Origin of the sequence: Telmatospirillum sp. J64-1, assembly GCF_006980715.1 — a bacterium.
In the GTDB taxonomy this organism is placed as follows: Bacteria; Pseudomonadota; Alphaproteobacteria; order Rhodospirillales; family Magnetospirillaceae; genus Oleiliquidispirillum; species Oleiliquidispirillum nitrogeniifigens.
The window spans coordinates 1-17,799 of the sequence record NZ_SBHN01000030.1; the positions used below are offsets into that span (position 1 = coordinate 1).

The following is a 17,799-nucleotide window of genomic DNA, read 5'->3' on the forward strand; positions in this document are numbered from 1 at the left end:
CCGCTGGTGCCGTTCAGGGTGTCGTTGCCCGAGCCGCCTTGGATCCAGCGCGTCGGCGCGCCCGATTCCGGCAGGGTCAGCAGGCCGTCATCCTGATCGGGCGGCGAGGTCGGCTCAGGCGTCGGCTCAGGCGTCGGCTCGGGGGTCGGAGCAGGATTCTGCTGGGGAGGCTCCACCGGCATTTCACCGGGCGGCACGACAGCCCCGCCGGACTGGTAGTTCAGACCGACCTGCGAAGGCTTGACGAAATCGCCGCCGGCGGGATTACCCACGGTGATGTAGCCGTCATAAGGCAGATTCGGCCAAGAGATCTGATCGCCGACGCGCACGGCCGCCATGTCGGAAGACAGCGAAACCTTGGGCCACACGGAATGTTCCTCGGCGCGCTGCCCGCCACGCTCGGTCGCATGGACATTCTTCAGCGTGATCGGGAAAGGTGTCTGGTTGGCGCTGTCCAGGAACCAGTACTGGTAGCTGATCGCATCGCCGCCCGGAATGTAGCGGACGTTCACATTCTCGAAATAGGCGCTGCCGGTGGCATGCTGCGGGGCGATGAAGAAGCCCTGGTAATTGGTCGAGCCGCTCACATTATAGAAGTGAAGATTGCCGACCGGGCCCTGGGTCTGGAACATGTCGGCATGGACCGAGGCGCGGGTGCTGTTCATGTTCTCGATCAGCGAGTTCTGAACATAGACATCCGGAGCCTTGCCCGAAGCGCCTGCGACGATGATCCCGTCGCGGGCAAAGGCGTTCTTGTTGTCGATATGCACGCCCTCGACCCAGACCGAGCCGTGGACGTTGCGGAAGGCGAGAGTCCCGGTGCCGTCACCGCCTTCGGGGGCGAAGTGGCCGCCGACGACCTGGATGTTGCGCCCGCCATCAGTCTGCAGCTTGGGGAGCGTGCGGGTTTCGGGAGACGCAATGAAGATTACGTCTTCGTTGGGGCCGAACTGCCAGTAAACCTTTCCCCCCGTCTTGCTCAGATCGATGATGGTGGGGTTCTGCATATTCGGGGGAGCCCAGCGCAAGTCGCTCATCTTACCATTCCTCTTGGCAGTATACGGCAACGGCAGTAGCTCTTCGGTCTGCACGCCTTGCCTCTCTGGAGGACATCCTTACCCCGAAAGTCTAACGAAAAGTAAAAAAACATACCTCTTCCAGCTTAGACACAGAGACACATTAATGACACAGGCATGAATGAGCGGATTAAGCAGAAAAACAATTATCAGGCAAAATGAAATCTACCGCAGGGTGGAAACATATTATTTTTAGAGAACGTGGCATGGCAGGAGGTGCAGTCAGAATAGGCGCCTTTTTCCCGCCACATTTACTTCATCCCCACTCCCTCCACATAACCATCTATCACCTGCGGTTATTGGATCCGGCTCCTCAAAAGAAAACGGGGGAGCCCGTAAGCTCCCCCGCCTCAGAAGTCCGTTCCTGGATCGGATCAGGCAACGCCCAACCAATGATCCACATAATCGGTCAGATCGCTGGCGTCGACGCCCTCGATGGTGGCCAGGGTATCACCGGCCTGGCCCGTGCCGGTGACATCGACCTTGACCAGGGTATCGTTGCCCTGCTGGACCAGCGAGACATAATCGCCACCGGCCTTGGCATTGACACTCGACATCAGCGGCCGCAGGTCGAGCATGTCGCTGCCGACCTCGAAATTCTTGATGACGTCGCCCTTGTCGTCGATCGAGGTGTAGACGAAGGTATCCGCCCCCGCCCCGGAATAGAGGGTGTCGGCCCCGGCGCCGCCGGTGATGACGTTGTCGCCATCCACCGCATGGATCACATCATCGCCCTTGCTGCCGTTGATGATGTTGTCCAGCTCGTTGCCGTGCACAATGCCCGAGCGGCCCATGTTGAGGTTCTCGACATTGGCCGGCAGGCGGTAGTCGGCCCAGGTCTCGACGGTGTCGATGCCTTCGCCGGGATTCTCGATGATGACGTCGTCGGACTGGTTGATGACGTAGTAGTCGTCACCCTTGCCGCCGATGGCGGTGTCCTTGCCGCGGCCGCCATTGATGTAGTCGTTGCCGTCGGTGCCGTGCAGGGTGTCGTCGCGCATCGTGCCCCGGATCCAGGTCGTCGGCGCGCCCGATTCCGGCAGGTCGGCCGGCATGTCATCGGCGCTGTCGTTGGCCTGGTCCGGCTGCTGCTCGTCTCCGGCCATTGCAGCCGCTTCAGCCGCCGCCGCATCGCCGGAAGCATCGACGGTACCGGGCGACTTGTAGTTGATACCGACCTGCGAGGCCTTGGCGAAGTCGCCGCCGGTGGGGCCGCCCACGGTGATGTGGCCATCATAGGGCAGGTCCGGCCAGGAAATCTTGTTGCCGTCGCGGACTGAAGCCATGTCCGAGGACATGGAGACCTTGGGCCAGACCGAATATTCCTCGGCGTTCTGGCCGGCACGTTCGGTCGCGTGGACATTCTTCAGCGTGACCGGGAAAGGCTGCTGGTCGGCGCTATCCAGGAACCAGTACTGGTAGCTGACCGCGTCACCGCCGGGAATGTAACGCATGTTCACATTCTCGAAATGGGCGCTGCCGGTGGCATGCTGCGGGGCGATGAAGAAGCCCTGGTAGTTGGTCGAGCCGGTCACATTGTAGAAGTGAAGATCACCGACCGGGCCCTGGGTCTGGAACACATCGGCATGGACCGAGGCGCGGGTGCTGTTCATGTTCTCGATCAGCGAGTTCTGAACATAGACATCCGGGGCCTTGCCCGAAGCACCGGCAACGAGAATGCCGTCGCGGGCGAAGGCGTTCTTGTTATCGATATGCACGCCCTCGACCCAGACCGAGCCATGGACATTGCGGAAGGCGAGAGTCCCGGTGCCGTCGCCGCCTTCCGGGGCGTAATGGCCGCCGACGACCTGGATATTGCGTCCGCCGTCCGTCTGCAGCTTGGGAAGCGTGCGGGTTTCCTCGGACGCGATGAAGAGCACGTCTTCGTTGGGGCCGAACTGCCAGAAGACCTTCCCATCCGTCTTGCTCAGATCGATGATGGTCGGGTTCTGCATCGTCGGGGGGGCCCAGCGCAAGTCGCTCATTAACCTTACCTCTCAAATGTCTACGGCAACGGCGGTAGCTCTTTGGCTTGATACGCCCTGCCTCTCTGTAGGTATTTCTATCTTTTAAACGTTAAGAAATGGTTAATTTTTATATAAAGTGATAGACCATTTTAAGTATCAATGAGAGTGAATTCCAAGATACTCCAATTAATATTTTTATAATCCACATGATGACCCAATATGCCATCGAATGGATAAGAAAAAACCCCGGACGAGCTCTCGTCCGGGGCAATTTCATGCTGGGAAATAAGGGTGCAGGTTGAGGAAAGACTTCCCCTTCCCTCACCGTTCCTTGAGGGACAGCGCGAAGCCGTCCTGAAGCGGCTTGATCATGTAGCTCAGCGCCGTACGGCTGCCGGTCTTGACCAGGACGTCCACCGGCATCCCCGGCGTCAGGCGATGATCGGCCAGCTTCGCCTCTTCCTCCTTCGAAACCTCGACGCGGGCCAGATAATAGGACCGGTCGGGATTGCGCGGATCGGTGATGCGGTCGGCCGAGACGGTGGTGACCATGCCCTCGATCACCGGCGTGGTGCGCGCATTCAGGGTGTTGAAGCGGATTTCGGCATAACGCCCTTCCACCACAGCCTCGATATCCTGGGGCGACAGTTTGGCCTCTATCACCAGGCGGTCATCGTCGGGCACGATATCCATCAGCTTGGCACCGGCGGGAATGACGCCACCTTCGGTGAAGATCTGCATGTCCTGCACCACACCCGAGACCGGGGCGGTCACTTGTAGGCGGGTCGACACGTCCAGGGCGGCGATGAATTCCTCGGCCAGGGTGTTGGCCTTGGCCTGGGCCTCGCGCAGTTCGGAAACCACCGTTTCGCGGAAGCGCTGGCGGGTCTGGAAAATCTCCAGCCGGGTTTCACCGATGCTTCTCTCGGCCCGCGAAATGGCGCCCTGCTCGATGGCTGCGTCGCCCTGGATTTCAGCCAACAGGCGTTCCTGGGCCAGCAGGCGGTTGCGCGGATAGAAGCCCTTCCGGGCCAGTTCCCGCAAGCCTTCCAGTTCGCTTTCCAGCAATTCCGCCTGACGGTTCTTGGAATCCCGCTGCTGGGTCCGGGCCTGCACATCGGCCTGAAGCTGGGAGATGCGCTGCTCCAGGATCGCCATCTGCCCCGACAACGAACGGCGGCGTTCCTCGAACTGGCTGCGCTGGCTCTCCAGGATCTCGGCGATCTTGGGATTATGCTTGGCCTGTTCCAGCAGTTCGGGGGGGAATTCCACCTGTCCCTTCTCGTCGCGTTCCGAGACCAGGCGGGCCTCCAGGGCGCGCATGTCGGCAAGCTGGACTTCCACCGAAGACAGGATCGAGGATTGGCGGGCGCCATCCAGACGTATCAGCACGTCGCCCTGCTTGACCCGGTCGCCATCCTTGACCAGCAATTGCGAGACGATGCCGCCTTCCAGATGCTGCACGGTCTTGCGCTTGCTCTCGACCACCAGCTGGCCCTGGGCGACCACCGCACTGTCAAGCGGCGCCACCGCCGCCCAGCTTCCGAAGCCGCCGAAAGCGATGCCGATGACGGCCAGCCCGATCATGGCCGGACGGCGGAAGTCGGAGGGGGCCTTCGGCTCGTGCTCGATGACCGACGGCGGCTCGTAGACGGAAGGAAGGGTGTTCTTGCTCATCAGGAACCAACCTTGGCAGGAGAAGTGGAGCCATTCTGGCGGCGGGCGGCGACGGCGGCACCGTCTTGCGAGGCCACCACTTGGGGCCGGGACAGGCGCTGCAACACTTCGTCGCGGTCGCCGAACATTTCGACCTGGCCGTCACGCATCACCAGGATCTTGTTCACCGCGCCCAGGATGCTCAGGCGGTGGGTGACGACCACGGCGGTGGCCTTGCGCTTGCGCAGGCTGTTGACGGCCCCGATCAGGGCCTGCTCGCCGGCGGTGTCCAGGTTCGAGTTGGGCTCGTCCAGAACCACCAGGGCCGGGTCGCCATACAGGGCGCGGGCAAGGCCGATGCGCTGGCGCTGACCGCCCGACAGGGCCTGGCCGAAGGCGCCGATGGGGGTGTCGTAGCCTTCGGGCAGGCGCAGGATCATCTCGTGGACCCCGGCCTGCATGGCCGCCTGCACCACCTTGTCGGCCTCGATTTCATTGAAGCGGGCGATATTGTCGGCGACGCTTCCGTCGAACAATTCCACGTCCTGCGGCAGGTAGCCGATATACTGGCCCAACTGGTCGCGGTTCCAGTTGCCGATCTCGTTGCCGTCAAGGCGGATGCTGCCGGCCAGGTTCGGCCAGACGCCGACCAGAAGGCGGGCCAGGGTGGACTTGCCGGCCGCCGAGGGGCCGACCACACCCAGCACGTCGCCGGGCTCCAGCTCGAAGCTGATGTCGCGCACCACCGGGGACTTGGCGCCGGGAGGAACCGCCAGGGCGCGTTCCACCGACAGATGGCCCTCGGGCACCGGTAGCTTCATCGGCTCGCGCATGTCCTCGGTCGAGGACAGCAGGTCTTCCAGGCGCTTCCAGGCCATGCGGGCCGAGACGAACCCCTTCCACTGACCCACCGCCATTTCGACCGGGGCCAGGGCGCGGCCCATGATGATGGAGGCGGCGATGATCGCGCCGGGAGTGATGTCGCCATTGATGGCCAGCCAGGCGCCCGTACCGAGGATGGCGATCTGCAGGAACTGACGCACCGCCTTCGAGGTCGCCAGCAGCGCGCCGCTGCGGTCGGCGGCCAAGCTCTGGGCATGCAGGCCGCGCTCGTGGCGGCGCTGCCAGCGGCGCAGCAGGCCCGGCAGCAGGCCCATGGCCGAGATCACTTCGGCATTGCGCAGCGAGGTTTCGGCATAATGGCCGGCAGCCATGGATTCACGGCTGGCATCCTCGTGCTGGCGGCGGGTGGCGAATTCGTTGACGGCGGCCAGGCCGAAAATGACCAGGGCGCCGATCAGCGAGACGGTGCCCAGCATCGGATGCAGCATGAAGCAGACGCCCAGGAACAGCGGCACCCAGGGGGCATCGCAGAAGACCAGGAATGCCGGACCGGCGCCGAAGGCGCGCAGGGTTTCCAGGTCACGCAGCGACTGGTGATGGGCACCGCCGGGCTGATCCAGCGTGCGGCGGAAGACGGCACCGAAAACACGGTTGCGCAGGGCGTTCTCGAACATCACGCCGACGCGGATCATGACCCGCGAGCGCACGCCGTCCAGGGCTGCCATCACGCCCAGCATGACCAGGGCGATCAGGGTCAGCGCCACGAGCGTCCCTTCGCTCCGGCTCGCCAGAACGCGGTCATAGACCTGCAGCATGTAGAGTGGAGAGACGAACAGCAGCAGATTGACAAACAGGCTGAAAATGGCCGTTGCGTAAAGGCCTCCGCGACAGGCATATACTGCCCTGCGCAGCTCGGTCTTGACTATCTTCACGGCTGAATCGCTCCCTTGGGGCTGTGGATGAAGTCCGCTTCGGAAGTCCAAGGCATCCTCGTGGCGGGTTGGAACTTCTGTCGCTGCGGATGAAATATCGCCCAAGAGCAATACGCCGTTTACCAACAAGTAATAAAACGCGAATCTGGATTACCTCCTTCTGGATATCCACTAAGCTCCTGAACCGATTAAAGAAAAGAGCGCGACCTACCTATCTGGAGGTACCTCCGCCGGGATAGGCTTAAAATGGTTCTAGGATTGAAGTTCCTGCGTAATGGTCGGTATGATGTGGCTTCGCCGATCTTTCTGCCGGACAAGTCCCATCGTGCAAAATACACATCCGCCTGTCGCGGCAATCATCGCCGCCACGGCCGTAGGGCCTTTTGCCCTGAATGTTTTCATGCCGTCGATGCCGGGGCTGCAAACCGCCTTCTCCACCGATTACGGCACCGTCCAGCTGACTTTGACCCTGTTCCTGGCAGGCATGGCCGTGGCGCAGTTGGTCCATGGCCCCCTGTCCGACAGGTTCGGCCGCCGCCCGGTGCTGCTGTGGGGGCTGGCCTTGTGCCTGGCCGCCAGCCTGGCCGGGGCGGTGGCGGCGGGAATCGGCATGCTGGTCCTGGCCCGCGTGGTCCAGGCGGTGGGGGGATCGGCGGGCATGGTGGTGGGCCGCGTCATCCTGCGCGACCTCTATTCCCGCGACAAAGCCGCCAGCATGTTGGCCTATGTGACCATGGCGATGGTGGTCATGCCCATGATCGCCCCGGCGGTCGGCGGCTTCCTGGACGAATGGTTCGGCTGGCGGGCGAGCTTCCTGGCCGTGGCGGCCCTGTCGGCCGCCGTCCTGGCCATCACCGCCCTGACCGTCGGCGAGACCAATCACAATCGCCAGTCCCTGCCCGGCTTGGCACCCATGCTCGCCAGCTACGGCATGCTGCTGCGCAAGCCGGCCTTCTGCTTCTATTCGGCGCAGCTCGGCTTTTCCACGGCGGTCTTTTTCTCGTTCCTGGGCGGCGCCCCCTATGTAATGCTGGAACTGATGGGCCGCCCGCCCAGTGAATACGGCCTTTATTTCGCCCTGTCGGCCCTGGGATACATGCTGGGCAATTTCGTCGCCGGCCGCCGTTCATCCCAATGGGGCAACTGGCGCATGATCGGGATCGGGACCACCTGCACCCTGGTGGGCGGATTGCTGCTTTTCGCCCAGATGGCCGCAGGCCTGCTGACTCCCCTGGGCATGTTCATCGCCATGGCCGTGATCACCTGCGGCAATGGCATGAGCCTGCCCAACGGTCTGGCGGGGGCGGTCAGCGTCGAACCACGCGCCGCCGGTGCCGCCTCGGGCCTCGCGGGCTTCCTCCAGATGGCCCTGGGCGCCGTGGCCAGCCTGTGGGTCGGTCATCTCCTGAAGGATACCGCTTGGCCGCTGGTCCTCTTCATGCTGGGAGCCGCCATTCTGGCGTTTCTCTCCTGGCTGCTGTCTCCCAAGGAAGAACCCAACGAGGAGAAGGGATGAAGGTCATGCTGTGGCTGCTGGCGATCCTGGGCGTCCTGCTCGCGGGCCCGGCGGCCGTCCTGGCTTTGGGCACGGCGAAGGTGAAAGGCGACTGGAGCACGGCCACGCATGAACCCACCGGCCAGGCCCCCTCGCCCGAGACCACGCCCGAGGCTGTGGTCCAGGTCTATGCCGCGCGCACCTTCGGCTGGCGCGGCGCCTTCGCCGTCCATTCCTGGGTGGCCGCCAAGCCCGCCGGAGCAGACCGCTATACCCGCTATGAAGTGATCGGCTGGAACCTGTTCCGCGGCCTCTCCGCGGTGACGGTCAGCAGCCTGCGCGCGCCCGACGCCCAATGGTATGGGCAGACGCCCATGCTGCTGGGAGAATTGCGGGGCGAGGTCGCCCAGCGCGTGGCCGAGAAACTGCCCGAGGCCGCCCGCTCCTATCCCTGGCCCGACCGCTACCGCGCCTGGCCCGGCCCCAACAGCAATACCTTTCTGGCCCATCTGGGGCGGGAGATTCCCGAATTGATGCTGGACCTGCCCGCCCATGCCCTGGGCAAGGACTGGCTGCCGACGGGCCAGATCCTGGCCCGCGCACCCAGCGGCACCGGCTGGCAAATCTCGTTCTGGGGGATTGCGGGAATTTTGCTGGCCCGGCAGGAAGGGCTGGAGATCAACCTGCTGGGCCTGGTCTTCGGCATCGATCCGGCGCATCTTTCCCTGAAAGTACCGGGATTCGGCCGGATCCCGCAAAGTGCGATCGGCGATTCCGTAAAGGACCCGACGCGCTGATCCTTCAAGCGAAGCGGCGCCCGACCATGGACCGCAGAAGCTTGCGCACCCTTCCCAGCGCTTCCACCTTTTCCTGCGCCAAGGCGCGCGCTTCGCAGGCGGCGGCGGGATCGGCAGCGCGGGAAGCCACTTCCAGATAATGATTGATGGCAAGGTCCAGCCGCGCCTCCACCCGACGCAGCAATTCCGTCTGGTCCAGGGCACGGAGATCGCGGACCGACACGACAGGGCGCGGACGCAGGATTGCCCGTCCCACGGATAATTCGCGCACGGTAGCCCGTTCGTGATCGGCGATGGCATTCAGGACGGCGGCCCCTTCGGCCTCGCCGGCGGCGGAGAGGGCCAGGGCAACGGCGGAATGATAGGCCGCCGAGGCCGCTTCACGCTGGCAGGCATCGGCCGTGATATCGGCCAGCGAGCCAGAGCCGAGGGACAGCTCCTCGCGCTTATCGTGTACCAACGAAATGTGGCTCGGTACCTCATCCGGTTGAAAATTCCTGCTTCCCATCGGCCATCTCTCCGGCAAGTTCGTTGACGTTCTTATTTGATGACGCGAAACAGAAATGATTAGCCCAGCGAGAGAGGTACGCCCTCCTTCATAGAGGGGAGAAGGGCCTGCGCCCTTGGTCGGGGCCGCCGATCAAAGGTCGAGGGATGTCTTGTCGCCCTAGCCCGCCAAGGCCATACCTCAGGCAGATGTCTTCCGACCCGGTCTTTCCTTGCTGTACATGCGGGCTTTCTTCCTTCTCTTCTCCCTTGGCCTGCTGGTGATCCTGACGGGGCTCGGCCTGTTCGGGGCTTTCGGGCGCTTCAGCTATGTCTGGGTACCGGAACGGGCCGATCTGCTCAATCCCGAGCTTCTGCCTTTCGACTCCGCCTGGGACCTATGGGGAGAGGGCCTGACCGACGAGCAGGCGACCGCCCTGCCGCCCGGGCAGCGGGGCGGATTGGTGCGCCTTGACGATGCCTTGCTGGACAGGGGGCGCGAGGTCTTCTGGGGCGAGACCTTCGGCAACGAGCGCTATCTCTCCGATGTTGTGGGCCTGCTGGACGGTCCGGTCGTGACGCCCTTGGCCCTGCTGCGCGCGCTGGCCAGCCTGCGCGGCGGCCATACCACCGACTTGCAGGTCCATGTCAGCGAGGGGGTGCGCGTCGGCGGGCTGACCCTTCCGCCCGGCAGCCTGGTCAGCACCGGCCTCGACGTGCCGCGCGGCGCCTTCCTGCCCCTGGGGATCAAACTGTTCTGGGACCGCGGACATCTGCGGGTCGGCACCACCTGCGCCCTGTGCCATGCGAGCGTGGACGGCGTTACCGGACAGGTGGTGCAGGGTGCCCCCAACAGCGACCTGAATCTCGGCCTGCTTCTGGCCTTGGCGCCCAATTCCGCGGCTTTCTTTCCCCATGCCATGCTGCCCCAGGTCGCCCTGCCCACCTCTCCCTTGTCCATCCCGGACCCGCGCCTGGTGGAAGCGGCGGTGGACCGGGTGCTGATGCGCTGGCCCCCCGGCAGCTTCGATTCGACGCCCGACCTTCACCCCAACCCGACGCGTATCCCCAGCCTGTTCCTGCGCGGAGGCCATCCCTATGGCTGGAGCGGTTCGGCCGCCGCCGGGCCGTTCAGGGGTGTAAGCGCCATGATCAATTTCCGCCACGGCCTGGATGCGGAACCGGCGACGCTGACGTCGCAATCCGAAGAACTGTTCGGCATCCCGCCCCATGGCTATCTGGCGATGCTGCTGAATGGCGCGGTGAACGTGGACGCCACGCCGCCCGACACCACCTTCCCCGCGCCCACCCATCCGGCTCCCAGCCCGGTGGCACCCAACGGGCTGCTGCTCGGCCTGCCCGGCGAGAAGACCTGGCAGAGCGTCAATGCCTTGGCCGCCTTCGTCCATTCCCTGCAGCCGCCCCGGATCGAGCTGGCCGATGCCGAAGCCGTGGCGCGCGGCCGTTCCGCCTTTGAACGCCATGGCTGCAGCGAATGCCATCAGGGTGTCACTTTGGCAGGAAACCGCGTGATACCCGCCGAAACCGTCGGAACCTCTCCATCGCGGGCGGCCGCCCTGGCAGGCTTTGGCGAGCACTTGGCCGCCCCCCAGCTCCCCTCCTTCGACACCGCCCCTCCGCTTCTGCCCGGTGCCGATATCCAGCTCCTTCCCATGCCCGAGGAGGCCCAGACCGATCTGGCTTGGGCAAGGGACGGCAAGGGCGGCTACAAGATACCGGCCCTCACGGGATTGGCCTGGAGTGCTCCCTATCTGCATGACGGCGGCGTCGCCGTGGGCAGCGACACCGATTTCTCCTATGGCCTGCCGGAAACACTGCTGCGCGGCGAACCGGCCGATGCCGCCAATTCCCTGCGCGCCCTGATCGACCCGCTCCTGCGCCGCCGCGTCATCGCCACCAACCAGCGTGCCCGCCTGGACGAGATAGGCATCACCGGCGAAGGCCATTCCTATTGGGTCCCCTACGAGGACCAGCAGGACCTGATCGCCTATCTGCTGTCGCGCTAGATCTCGGCCGTTTTTTCCACGAGCAGGACCAGACTGGCCGGATGGCCCGCCCCATTCAGGCGTTCCCGCAGCGAGGCTGCCTCATCGAGGCGGTGATAAGCGCCGGCGCTGACCACATACCAGGATGAATCCAGGCGGTGCAGACGGGCATCGACACCTGCCTTGCGCAGCCGCGCCGCCAGGTTCTCGGCAGGCCAGGGATGGGCATAGAGCGCAATTTCCACCCCATAGGCGGCATTGGGCGGCAGATCCCCGGCAGGCTTCGAAGGCAAGACCGGTTCGATATGCACGAAGGGCCAAGCCGCATCCGTCGCGGGTATTTCAGGCGGCGGGACGATGGGGGCCGGTCCCGCTTCTTCAGCAGAGTCCAGGTACAACGCCTCCTCCATGTTTTCGGGAATCGCCAGGAACGAATGAACAGGCGGCATGACGGAAGGACGAAGCCGGAGCCCCCCGCCCAATCCGGCGGCAAAGGCCAGCAGGCTGAACAGCAGCATCGCCATCGCAGACTCCCCCGCTTTCACCGCGAAATTCCATCCCCTGCCCGGACATTCGAACGAACCTCATCCCTTCATTTTTCCCGGAACCGGAGCGGCATGAGGAAAGTCTGGAAACGGCTGGAACTGCGCCGCACCGGCAGGCCCCACCGACAGGCGCAGGAACAGGACGGCCGGATCGCCGCTGCCGGTGACGGGGATGTCGAAACGCAGCAACCGCTGTTCCACCTCGTCCCGCCGTTCCGGAGACGTGGAGAACCCATGGCGCGCGGCCAAGCGCAGCAGCGCCCAGCTTCCCTCGGCTGCAAAACGCACCGTATCTTCCTCCACCAGCGGACCTCCCGGCACGGTCAGAGGACGCTCCTGCGCATCCTCGGCCCAATGCAGGGTGACCGCCACGGCTTCGCCCGGCCGCCACTGGCCCTGCCGCTCGTCCCCCTGCGAGGAAAGGCGGCGCGGGCCGATATGCAGGCTCCATTCCGTCACCGGCCCGGCCTCTTGGGGGGCTGGGAAGTCGATGCCCAAGACCCAGGCCGAACCGTCATCCTCACCAAGCAATCCGGCAAAGAAATCCCGCGCCGACGCCAGGTTCCGGACGAACTGCTTCTGTTCCGGAAGCAGGTCGGCTTCGGCCAGGGCGTCGAGAATCACCGAATGGTCGTGGAAGAAGGCACGCAGCGTATCTGGCGCCACATCCTCCCCGGCATCCGGCGGGGCGAAGGGAAAACGGCCGGCCAGCATTTCGGAGAAGCGCCGGGCCAGACGGGCATAGGCGCCGCCGATATGGCCCTCGATCATGGCGTGCAGGTTCTCGTCGATACTGCTGAGCAGGCTGGTGGGCAGGAAGACCGAGGTCAGGCTCGGCGCCTTGACCTCGAGCAGCCCGGGGTCCGGCCGCGCCTCCGCCATTTGGTGCAAGGCTGGCGTCAGGCTCTGGACTTCCTCGGCGATCCTCATATGGTCGAGGACGGCACCGCCGCCTAGCACCAGGGCAGAGGCCGCAAACGCCCCCTGCGCCGCCCTGACCGCCAGCTTGCGCGACGCCAGGACGCGGGCCACCGGCACCGCCAGCCCCCGCTCGGCGAACAGCTTTTCCTCGAAGAAATGGCGCAGCAGAATGGGATGCGGACGGTCATCCTCCTCAAGGCTGCCGGTGAACCAGAGGCCGCGCAGGCAGAAGTGGCCTGGCCAGGCATCCGGCTGGAAAATCCGCTCCAGGAATTCCGCCAACGGCTGTTCCAGGGCGGCAAAGCCGCCGGGAAAAGCCAGCAGCCCCGTGCCGTCGCCGGTCCGGCGTGGATCGGCGGCCATTTCCACCATCGCCCTTTCCAGATCGGCGCGCAGGCTGACGAAGGCCTCCGCTACCCAGCCGGTGGAGAAACGGGCTTCCGGCGCATGGGGAGAGGACCAGCCGAACATCTCGTCCCGACGATGAGGCGGCAGGTGTTTCCAGAATCCTTGGAAGCCGGGGATGCGGTCGCATTGAGTGACCAGCACATAGACCGGCAGGTCCAACCCCAGGCTCTTCTGCATCTGGCGCAGATTGCGGCTCCAGGCGGCTGCGCGGACGACGGCCCTGTCATGGTGGTCGGTGTCCATCAGTTCACTCGCCGGAACGACCAGCAGCACTCCATCCAAGGGACGGCGGGAACGATGGGACCGCAGCAGGCGCAGCAGGCGCTGGAAATTGCGTTGGCCTTCCGCTTCGCCCCCCGGGGGCGCCAGCACCATGCCGCCGACATCCAGCACCACGCCCTGTTCGAAGAGCCACCAGTCCAGGCCGCCGCCCGTCACCTGCGGCCCGTCAGCGCTGTCGGCCCAGTTCAGACGCTGGCGCAAGGCGGCCATGATGCTGGTCTTGCCCGCACCTGACCTGCCCAAGGCCAGGATCCAGGGAATGTCGTGGAGCCGCCGACGGGTGAAACCACGCTGGCGCAGCAGATTCCGGGCCATCGCAAAAGACTGGCGCAAGGAAGCGGCCTGATAGGTCAAGGCCGGGCCGTCGTCATTCCGCCGGGTACGGTCGGAGGAGCTGGTTTCCGTCCTGGCCTCCCGCAGCACGATCCAGACCAGGCCGACGAGGATCAGCAGCGCCAGCAGGCCGGTGCCCAAGGCCAGCCAGGGCAGCCAGGAGGACAGGATGCTCATCCGACCCCCGCAAGGATGACCTTGACGGGAGAGACGGCACTGCTCCAGGCGTAATGGCCGATCATCAGCCAAGCCAGCAGGAAGCTCGCCAGGGCCGCAGGCCAGCGCCAGACATTGGGCAGGAAGGGGCTCTCCTTTCTCTCCAGCCGGAAGGCATAGGCATCGGGACAGAGGGGACGTTCGCTGCGCGATAGATCGGGCACCCGGCCGGCAATGAAATTATGCAGGCGCCGCCGATAGAGATCGATCGCCGCCCCGGCCCCCTGCTCGCCGCGATAGCGCCCGAGGAAGCCCAGCTTCAACGTCAGCAGAAACAGGACGGCCAGCGGCGCATCCTGCGGATCGCGTCTTTCCAGCAGGCGGTCCATCCGCTCGAAAATCCGCTCTCCCGCTTCACAGGTGCCGAAAAGCCGCGCCTCCAGCAGCCCTGTGCCCCAGCCCTCGCCGTCAGCCCAGGCGGGATCGTGCGACAGCCATTCATCGGCCAGGGCGACCATGACGTATTGCGCTTCCCGGCACATTCCTTCCCCCTGCTCTCCCTCCGCGCGGCGTGCCTCGGCGGCATCCCGGGCCAGCAAGGCTGTCAGGTGATGGATTGCGCGCTGCACCGGATCGCCTTCCATCTGATTCCCCGATGGGAGAAAGCCCGCGCGCAGCGCGGAAAGCTCGGCGACGAAGATGCGGAAACGTTCGAGCAGCCAGCCGCGCCCCAACTGGGGCGTGTCCTGGGCAGGAACGGGAGCAGCGGGAGGATGGGGGCTCATCGGCTCCCTTCCCTGCCTGTGCCAAAGATGCATCCACTGGCCGCACCCTCGGGAGAAACGGACAAGATGGATACCATCAATGGTGGAAGCGCGAAAAAACCACGTCTAGTGCGAACACATTCCATGACATTCACAACTAATGCTTGATGAAGGCTATACGCAAAAATGCCGTTTGGTCAAGACGGCAATGACCGAAAGAGGTAGGAGGAACAAGACACCCCCATGCCCTCGCGCATTGGTGGCAGGCGGAAAGGAAAAACGCGGCAGTCGCGGGAAGATCGACACGCGGTGCAGTAAGAGGCATCCGCCCGCATCAATATTGGGGTTCCTAGGATCTCGGGGCGCTAGATATGGATAGCGCTGCAGCCCGCCTTCGCTTTGCGCGCAAACGGTCTGGGCCGCACGGCTTCTCTCCCGCATGCGGACGGAGGCGGACGAGACTGGCGGAGGTGAACAGACTCTGGCGCGCGAGGTCCGGAAGCGGGTCTTCCTACCCGAACCGCAAAAACTCAACTAAAAAGAGAATTTTATTCGAGAGACGCCGGGGGAAAAGGATGGTTTCCCCTGTCCGAAAGAGCGGAGGCCCCTGGGATTCCCTGCCTTACCAGGAGGAGAAGCCGGGAATTCCTTCGGACATCGGCAGGTCCCTGTCCGTTCGGACACCCCATTGCACCAAATTCGGCGCCCTGTGGTTGCATGAGGTGCAAAACGATGCCCAGGATAATTCTAGTCTATTGATAAATAAGGATGTCTTGGAATTGGCGCCCAAGCGGGAGGATGGTGTTGATGGCATTGACTCAAACGCTATGGTTGCCGCCACCACAAGTCTCCGAAGCATAACCCCCAAAAGACGAAGTCCGACAAGCCTCATCCCCCCCTGACATTTGGGCGGTGCGCCGCCATATCCAGGCCTAATACCGCAGGCCAGTGTACTTCATGCTGAAGGAGACAGCCATGATGCGTTATGTCGTTGCGGCCGCGGCCATGTTCGGGTTGGCTCATCCAGCGGCAGCCCAGCAACAGGTTTGCGCTGACCGCAAGCTGATTCTGGAAAGTTTGGCCGACGAGTATGCCGAAGCCCCCACCTCGATCGGCGTGACCAATGCCGGCAATATGGTCGAGGTCCTGACCACGTCCGACGGTATGACCTGGACCATCCTGATGACCATGCCCGACGGCACCAGCTGCGTGATGGCTGCGGGCGAAGACTGGATGGAAGCGCCGCAAGTCGCCCAAGGTCCCGAAGCCTGAGGCTTCCGCCTGCAGGATTGGCCCACCGGGACGAAAGAGGATCAGTATTCCGGAAGCGACATGCGGTCGCCCGGCCTCAGGCCGAGGCGTTCTGCCGTGCCGCCAGCCAATTCCAGCACATAACGCGCCGGACCTCCGGAAATGACCTCCAGGGATAACGGTTCGGTCCGTTCGGCGAGTCCGATCACACGTCCCTCCTCGGACAGGAAAAGCATGTCCAGGGGGATCAGGGTGTTTTTCATCCACATATGGATCGTCCGTTCGGAGCCGAAATCGAACAGCATCCCGTGGTCCTCTGCCAGCTCGCGGCGGAACATCAATCCCTGGGCCCGCTGCTCGGGCGTCAGGGCGAGTTCAACGTCGAAGACATGCCGGGCGCCGCCCTGCGTCTCGATCGCCACTGTCGAACGGGAAAATATTATCCCATCTTCGGCCCGCGCTTCAACCGCGCGCAGGGTCAGGATAGAGGGTGCGAAAGTGGCAGCGAGGCCAAGGCCGAAAACTAGAAAGAGGTACCGGCACCGCTTCATGTTCGTTTCTCCCCCGATTTCCAGGAAGTCTGCCTGCTGCTCGTGGAACGGGCAAGTCCCATTGATGGGAAAGAAAACCCAATGCAGCCCTTGTTACTTTTCCCGCCAGCCGATCAATCCGACAAATGTTTGTACTTAAATTAAAATCTCGGGCGGAGGAGATAGCCCGGAATTCCTAGCCTGACGGAAATAAGATAAAATTTTAGGAAAGTTGGAAAAATATTTATTTGTCTTTCTGTTTATATTTTTGACACTTTATTAGGTTGATAAACCTGTTTTACTGGAGGTTTGTTTAGGGTAAATTACCCAAATCGACGGCCACGGTCGCCGATGACGCAGATCACAGACAGACTGCGGGAGACAATTCCCCGCCCATCCCCCGTCTCCCGCGTGGAACGCCGCACGAAAGTGCGGCGTTTCCGTTTTCAGCCCCCGCCATCCCCATCAATAGCGGCCCAGCAGGGCCGAAAGAGTCAGACGCAAGACCGGCGGCTGCGCGGAAACCAGAACCGGGTCGAAGACATCGAACCCGCTCTTCTCCAGCCGCGCCAGATGGCGCCGGGCCAACACCGCCGGCAGCAAGGCCGGCAAGGCGGAACGCGGCACCCGAGGGCGCAGCGACCGGGCCAGGTCGAGATGGAAGCGTGCCCGGGCCGCCACCTGCTCGACGGCCTTGGACAGTTCCGGCCGGGGCTTGCCCGCCAGGATGTCGCGGGAGTGAACGCCCGCTTCCGCCAGCAAATCCAGCGGCAGGTAGAGGCGATCGGCGGCGGCATGGAACGGCACCGCCCGCAACAGCCCCACCAGGGCCCAGGCGATGCCCACATGACGCCCGGCCTGCTGCGCCGCCTCGTCCTGCCCCGACAGGATTTCGATGGCGAGCGCGGTCAGCGTGGCCGAACTGCCCTCAGCATAATCCTCCAGGGCTTCCAGGTTCGGCGGCGCTTCCTCGTCCAGATCGCGTTCGCGGGTATCAAGCAACCGGTCGAAATGGCCGCGCGTCAGCTTGTGGCGGCTGATGGCCCGAGCGAGGGCTTCCATCACCGGCTGGCGTCGCGGCTGGCCGCCGCCATAGATTTCCTCCAGGCCTTCGCGCCACCATTGCAGCCGGATCATGCCCATCATGGGCTCGGTCACCACCTCGCGCAGCTTGGCGATTTCCAGGTTGAAGGCATAAAGCGCGAACAGGTCTTCGCGACACTCTGCCGGGGCGAATTGAGCGGTGAGAAAGCGTTCGCGATCGTAGCGCTTGACCTCGCGAGCCGGAAAGGAAAGCTCGTCCTCAGGGGGCATCGGGGAAATATCCTTCGTTTCGGCCAGAGGCTGACAT

General features: G+C 63.9%; 13 protein-coding genes and 1 pseudogene. 4 read left to right on the forward strand and 10 right to left on the reverse strand.

What is annotated here, in order from left to right; all coding sequences use genetic code 11:
• From EPD66_RS21515 to EPD66_RS21530, 4 genes and pseudogenes are all read right to left on the reverse strand, one after another.
• Positions 1-1,037, reverse strand: a pseudogene (locus EPD66_RS21515) (hypothetical protein); the annotation flags it as partial.
• Positions 1,038-1,450: 413 nt separating this feature from the next.
• Positions 1,451-3,061: a calcium-binding protein gene (locus EPD66_RS21520; protein WP_142850628.1), complete on the reverse strand. Its 1,611-nt coding sequence runs from the start codon at positions 3,059-3,061 to the stop codon at positions 1,451-1,453.
• A gap of 303 nt (positions 3,062-3,364) precedes the next feature.
• Positions 3,365-4,720: an HlyD family type I secretion periplasmic adaptor subunit gene (locus EPD66_RS21525; protein ID WP_142850629.1), complete on the reverse strand. Its 1,356-nt coding sequence runs from the start codon at positions 4,718-4,720 to the stop codon at positions 3,365-3,367.
• A complete protein-coding gene (locus EPD66_RS21530) occupies positions 4,720-6,474 on the reverse strand; it encodes a type I secretion system permease/ATPase (protein WP_185961560.1) in 1,755 nt (584 codons plus the stop codon). Before EPD66_RS21530 ends, EPD66_RS21525 begins: the two co-directional genes overlap by 1 nt.
• Before the next feature lie 286 nt (positions 6,475-6,760).
• Between EPD66_RS21530 and EPD66_RS21535 the strand changes: the two genes are divergently transcribed.
• Both EPD66_RS21535 and EPD66_RS21540 read left to right on the forward strand, forming a co-directional pair.
• The gene (locus EPD66_RS21535) at positions 6,761-7,990 is read left to right on the forward strand and encodes a multidrug effflux MFS transporter (protein WP_370511910.1); all 1,230 of its coding nucleotides are present in this window, start codon (positions 6,761-6,763) and stop codon (positions 7,988-7,990) included.
• Positions 7,987-8,766 carry a DUF3750 domain-containing protein gene (locus tag EPD66_RS21540; protein ID WP_142850632.1) on the forward strand — a complete coding sequence of 260 codons (780 nt, stop codon included), beginning with the start codon at positions 7,987-7,989 and terminating at the stop codon, positions 8,764-8,766. The genes EPD66_RS21535 and EPD66_RS21540 overlap by 4 nt, the downstream gene beginning before the upstream one ends.
• A gap of 4 nt (positions 8,767-8,770) precedes the next feature.
• Here EPD66_RS21540 and EPD66_RS21545 read toward each other — a convergent pair whose 3' ends face one another.
• Positions 8,771-9,226, reverse strand: a complete 456-nt coding sequence (locus tag EPD66_RS21545) for a hypothetical protein (RefSeq protein ID WP_142850633.1) — start codon at positions 9,224-9,226, stop codon at positions 8,771-8,773.
• 268 nt (positions 9,227-9,494) lie between these two features.
• On the opposite strand from EPD66_RS21545, the gene EPD66_RS21550 reads away from it, so the two are divergent.
• A complete protein-coding gene (locus EPD66_RS21550) occupies positions 9,495-11,279 on the forward strand; it encodes a hypothetical protein (RefSeq protein ID WP_221931076.1) in 1,785 nt (594 codons plus the stop codon).
• Here the strand turns inward: EPD66_RS21550 and EPD66_RS21555 are convergent.
• From EPD66_RS21555 to EPD66_RS21565, 3 genes are read right to left on the reverse strand one after another with little or no spacing between them, the layout of a single operon-like run.
• Entirely contained in the window at positions 11,276-11,782 is a 507-nt protein-coding gene (locus EPD66_RS21555; protein WP_142850634.1) for an SPOR domain-containing protein, read from the reverse strand. The two genes, EPD66_RS21550 and EPD66_RS21555, sit on opposite strands and share 4 nt — an antisense overlap.
• Positions 11,783-11,842: 60 nt before the next feature.
• On the reverse strand, positions 11,843-13,924 hold the full coding sequence (locus EPD66_RS21560) for a type VI secretion system protein (protein WP_142850635.1): 2,082 nt from the start codon (positions 13,922-13,924) through the stop codon (positions 11,843-11,845).
• Entirely contained in the window at positions 13,921-14,688 is a 768-nt protein-coding gene (locus EPD66_RS21565; protein ID WP_185961562.1) for a DotU family type IV/VI secretion system protein, read from the reverse strand. Before EPD66_RS21565 ends, EPD66_RS21560 begins: the two co-directional genes overlap by 4 nt.
• Before the next feature lie 954 nt (positions 14,689-15,642).
• On the opposite strand from EPD66_RS21565, the gene EPD66_RS21570 reads away from it, so the two are divergent.
• Entirely contained in the window at positions 15,643-15,939 is a 297-nt protein-coding gene (locus EPD66_RS21570) for a hypothetical protein (RefSeq protein ID WP_142850637.1), read from the forward strand.
• Positions 15,940-15,980: 41 nt separating this feature from the next.
• Here the strand turns inward: EPD66_RS21570 and EPD66_RS21575 are convergent, their stop codons facing one another.
• Entirely contained in the window at positions 15,981-16,469 is a 489-nt protein-coding gene (locus tag EPD66_RS21575; RefSeq protein ID WP_142850638.1) for a DUF192 domain-containing protein, read from the reverse strand.
• Between the two features lie 444 nt (positions 16,470-16,913).
• A complete protein-coding gene (locus EPD66_RS21580) occupies positions 16,914-17,762 on the reverse strand; it encodes a phytoene/squalene synthase family protein (RefSeq protein WP_142850639.1) in 849 nt (282 codons plus the stop codon).
• Positions 17,763-17,799: the final 37 nt, after the last annotated feature.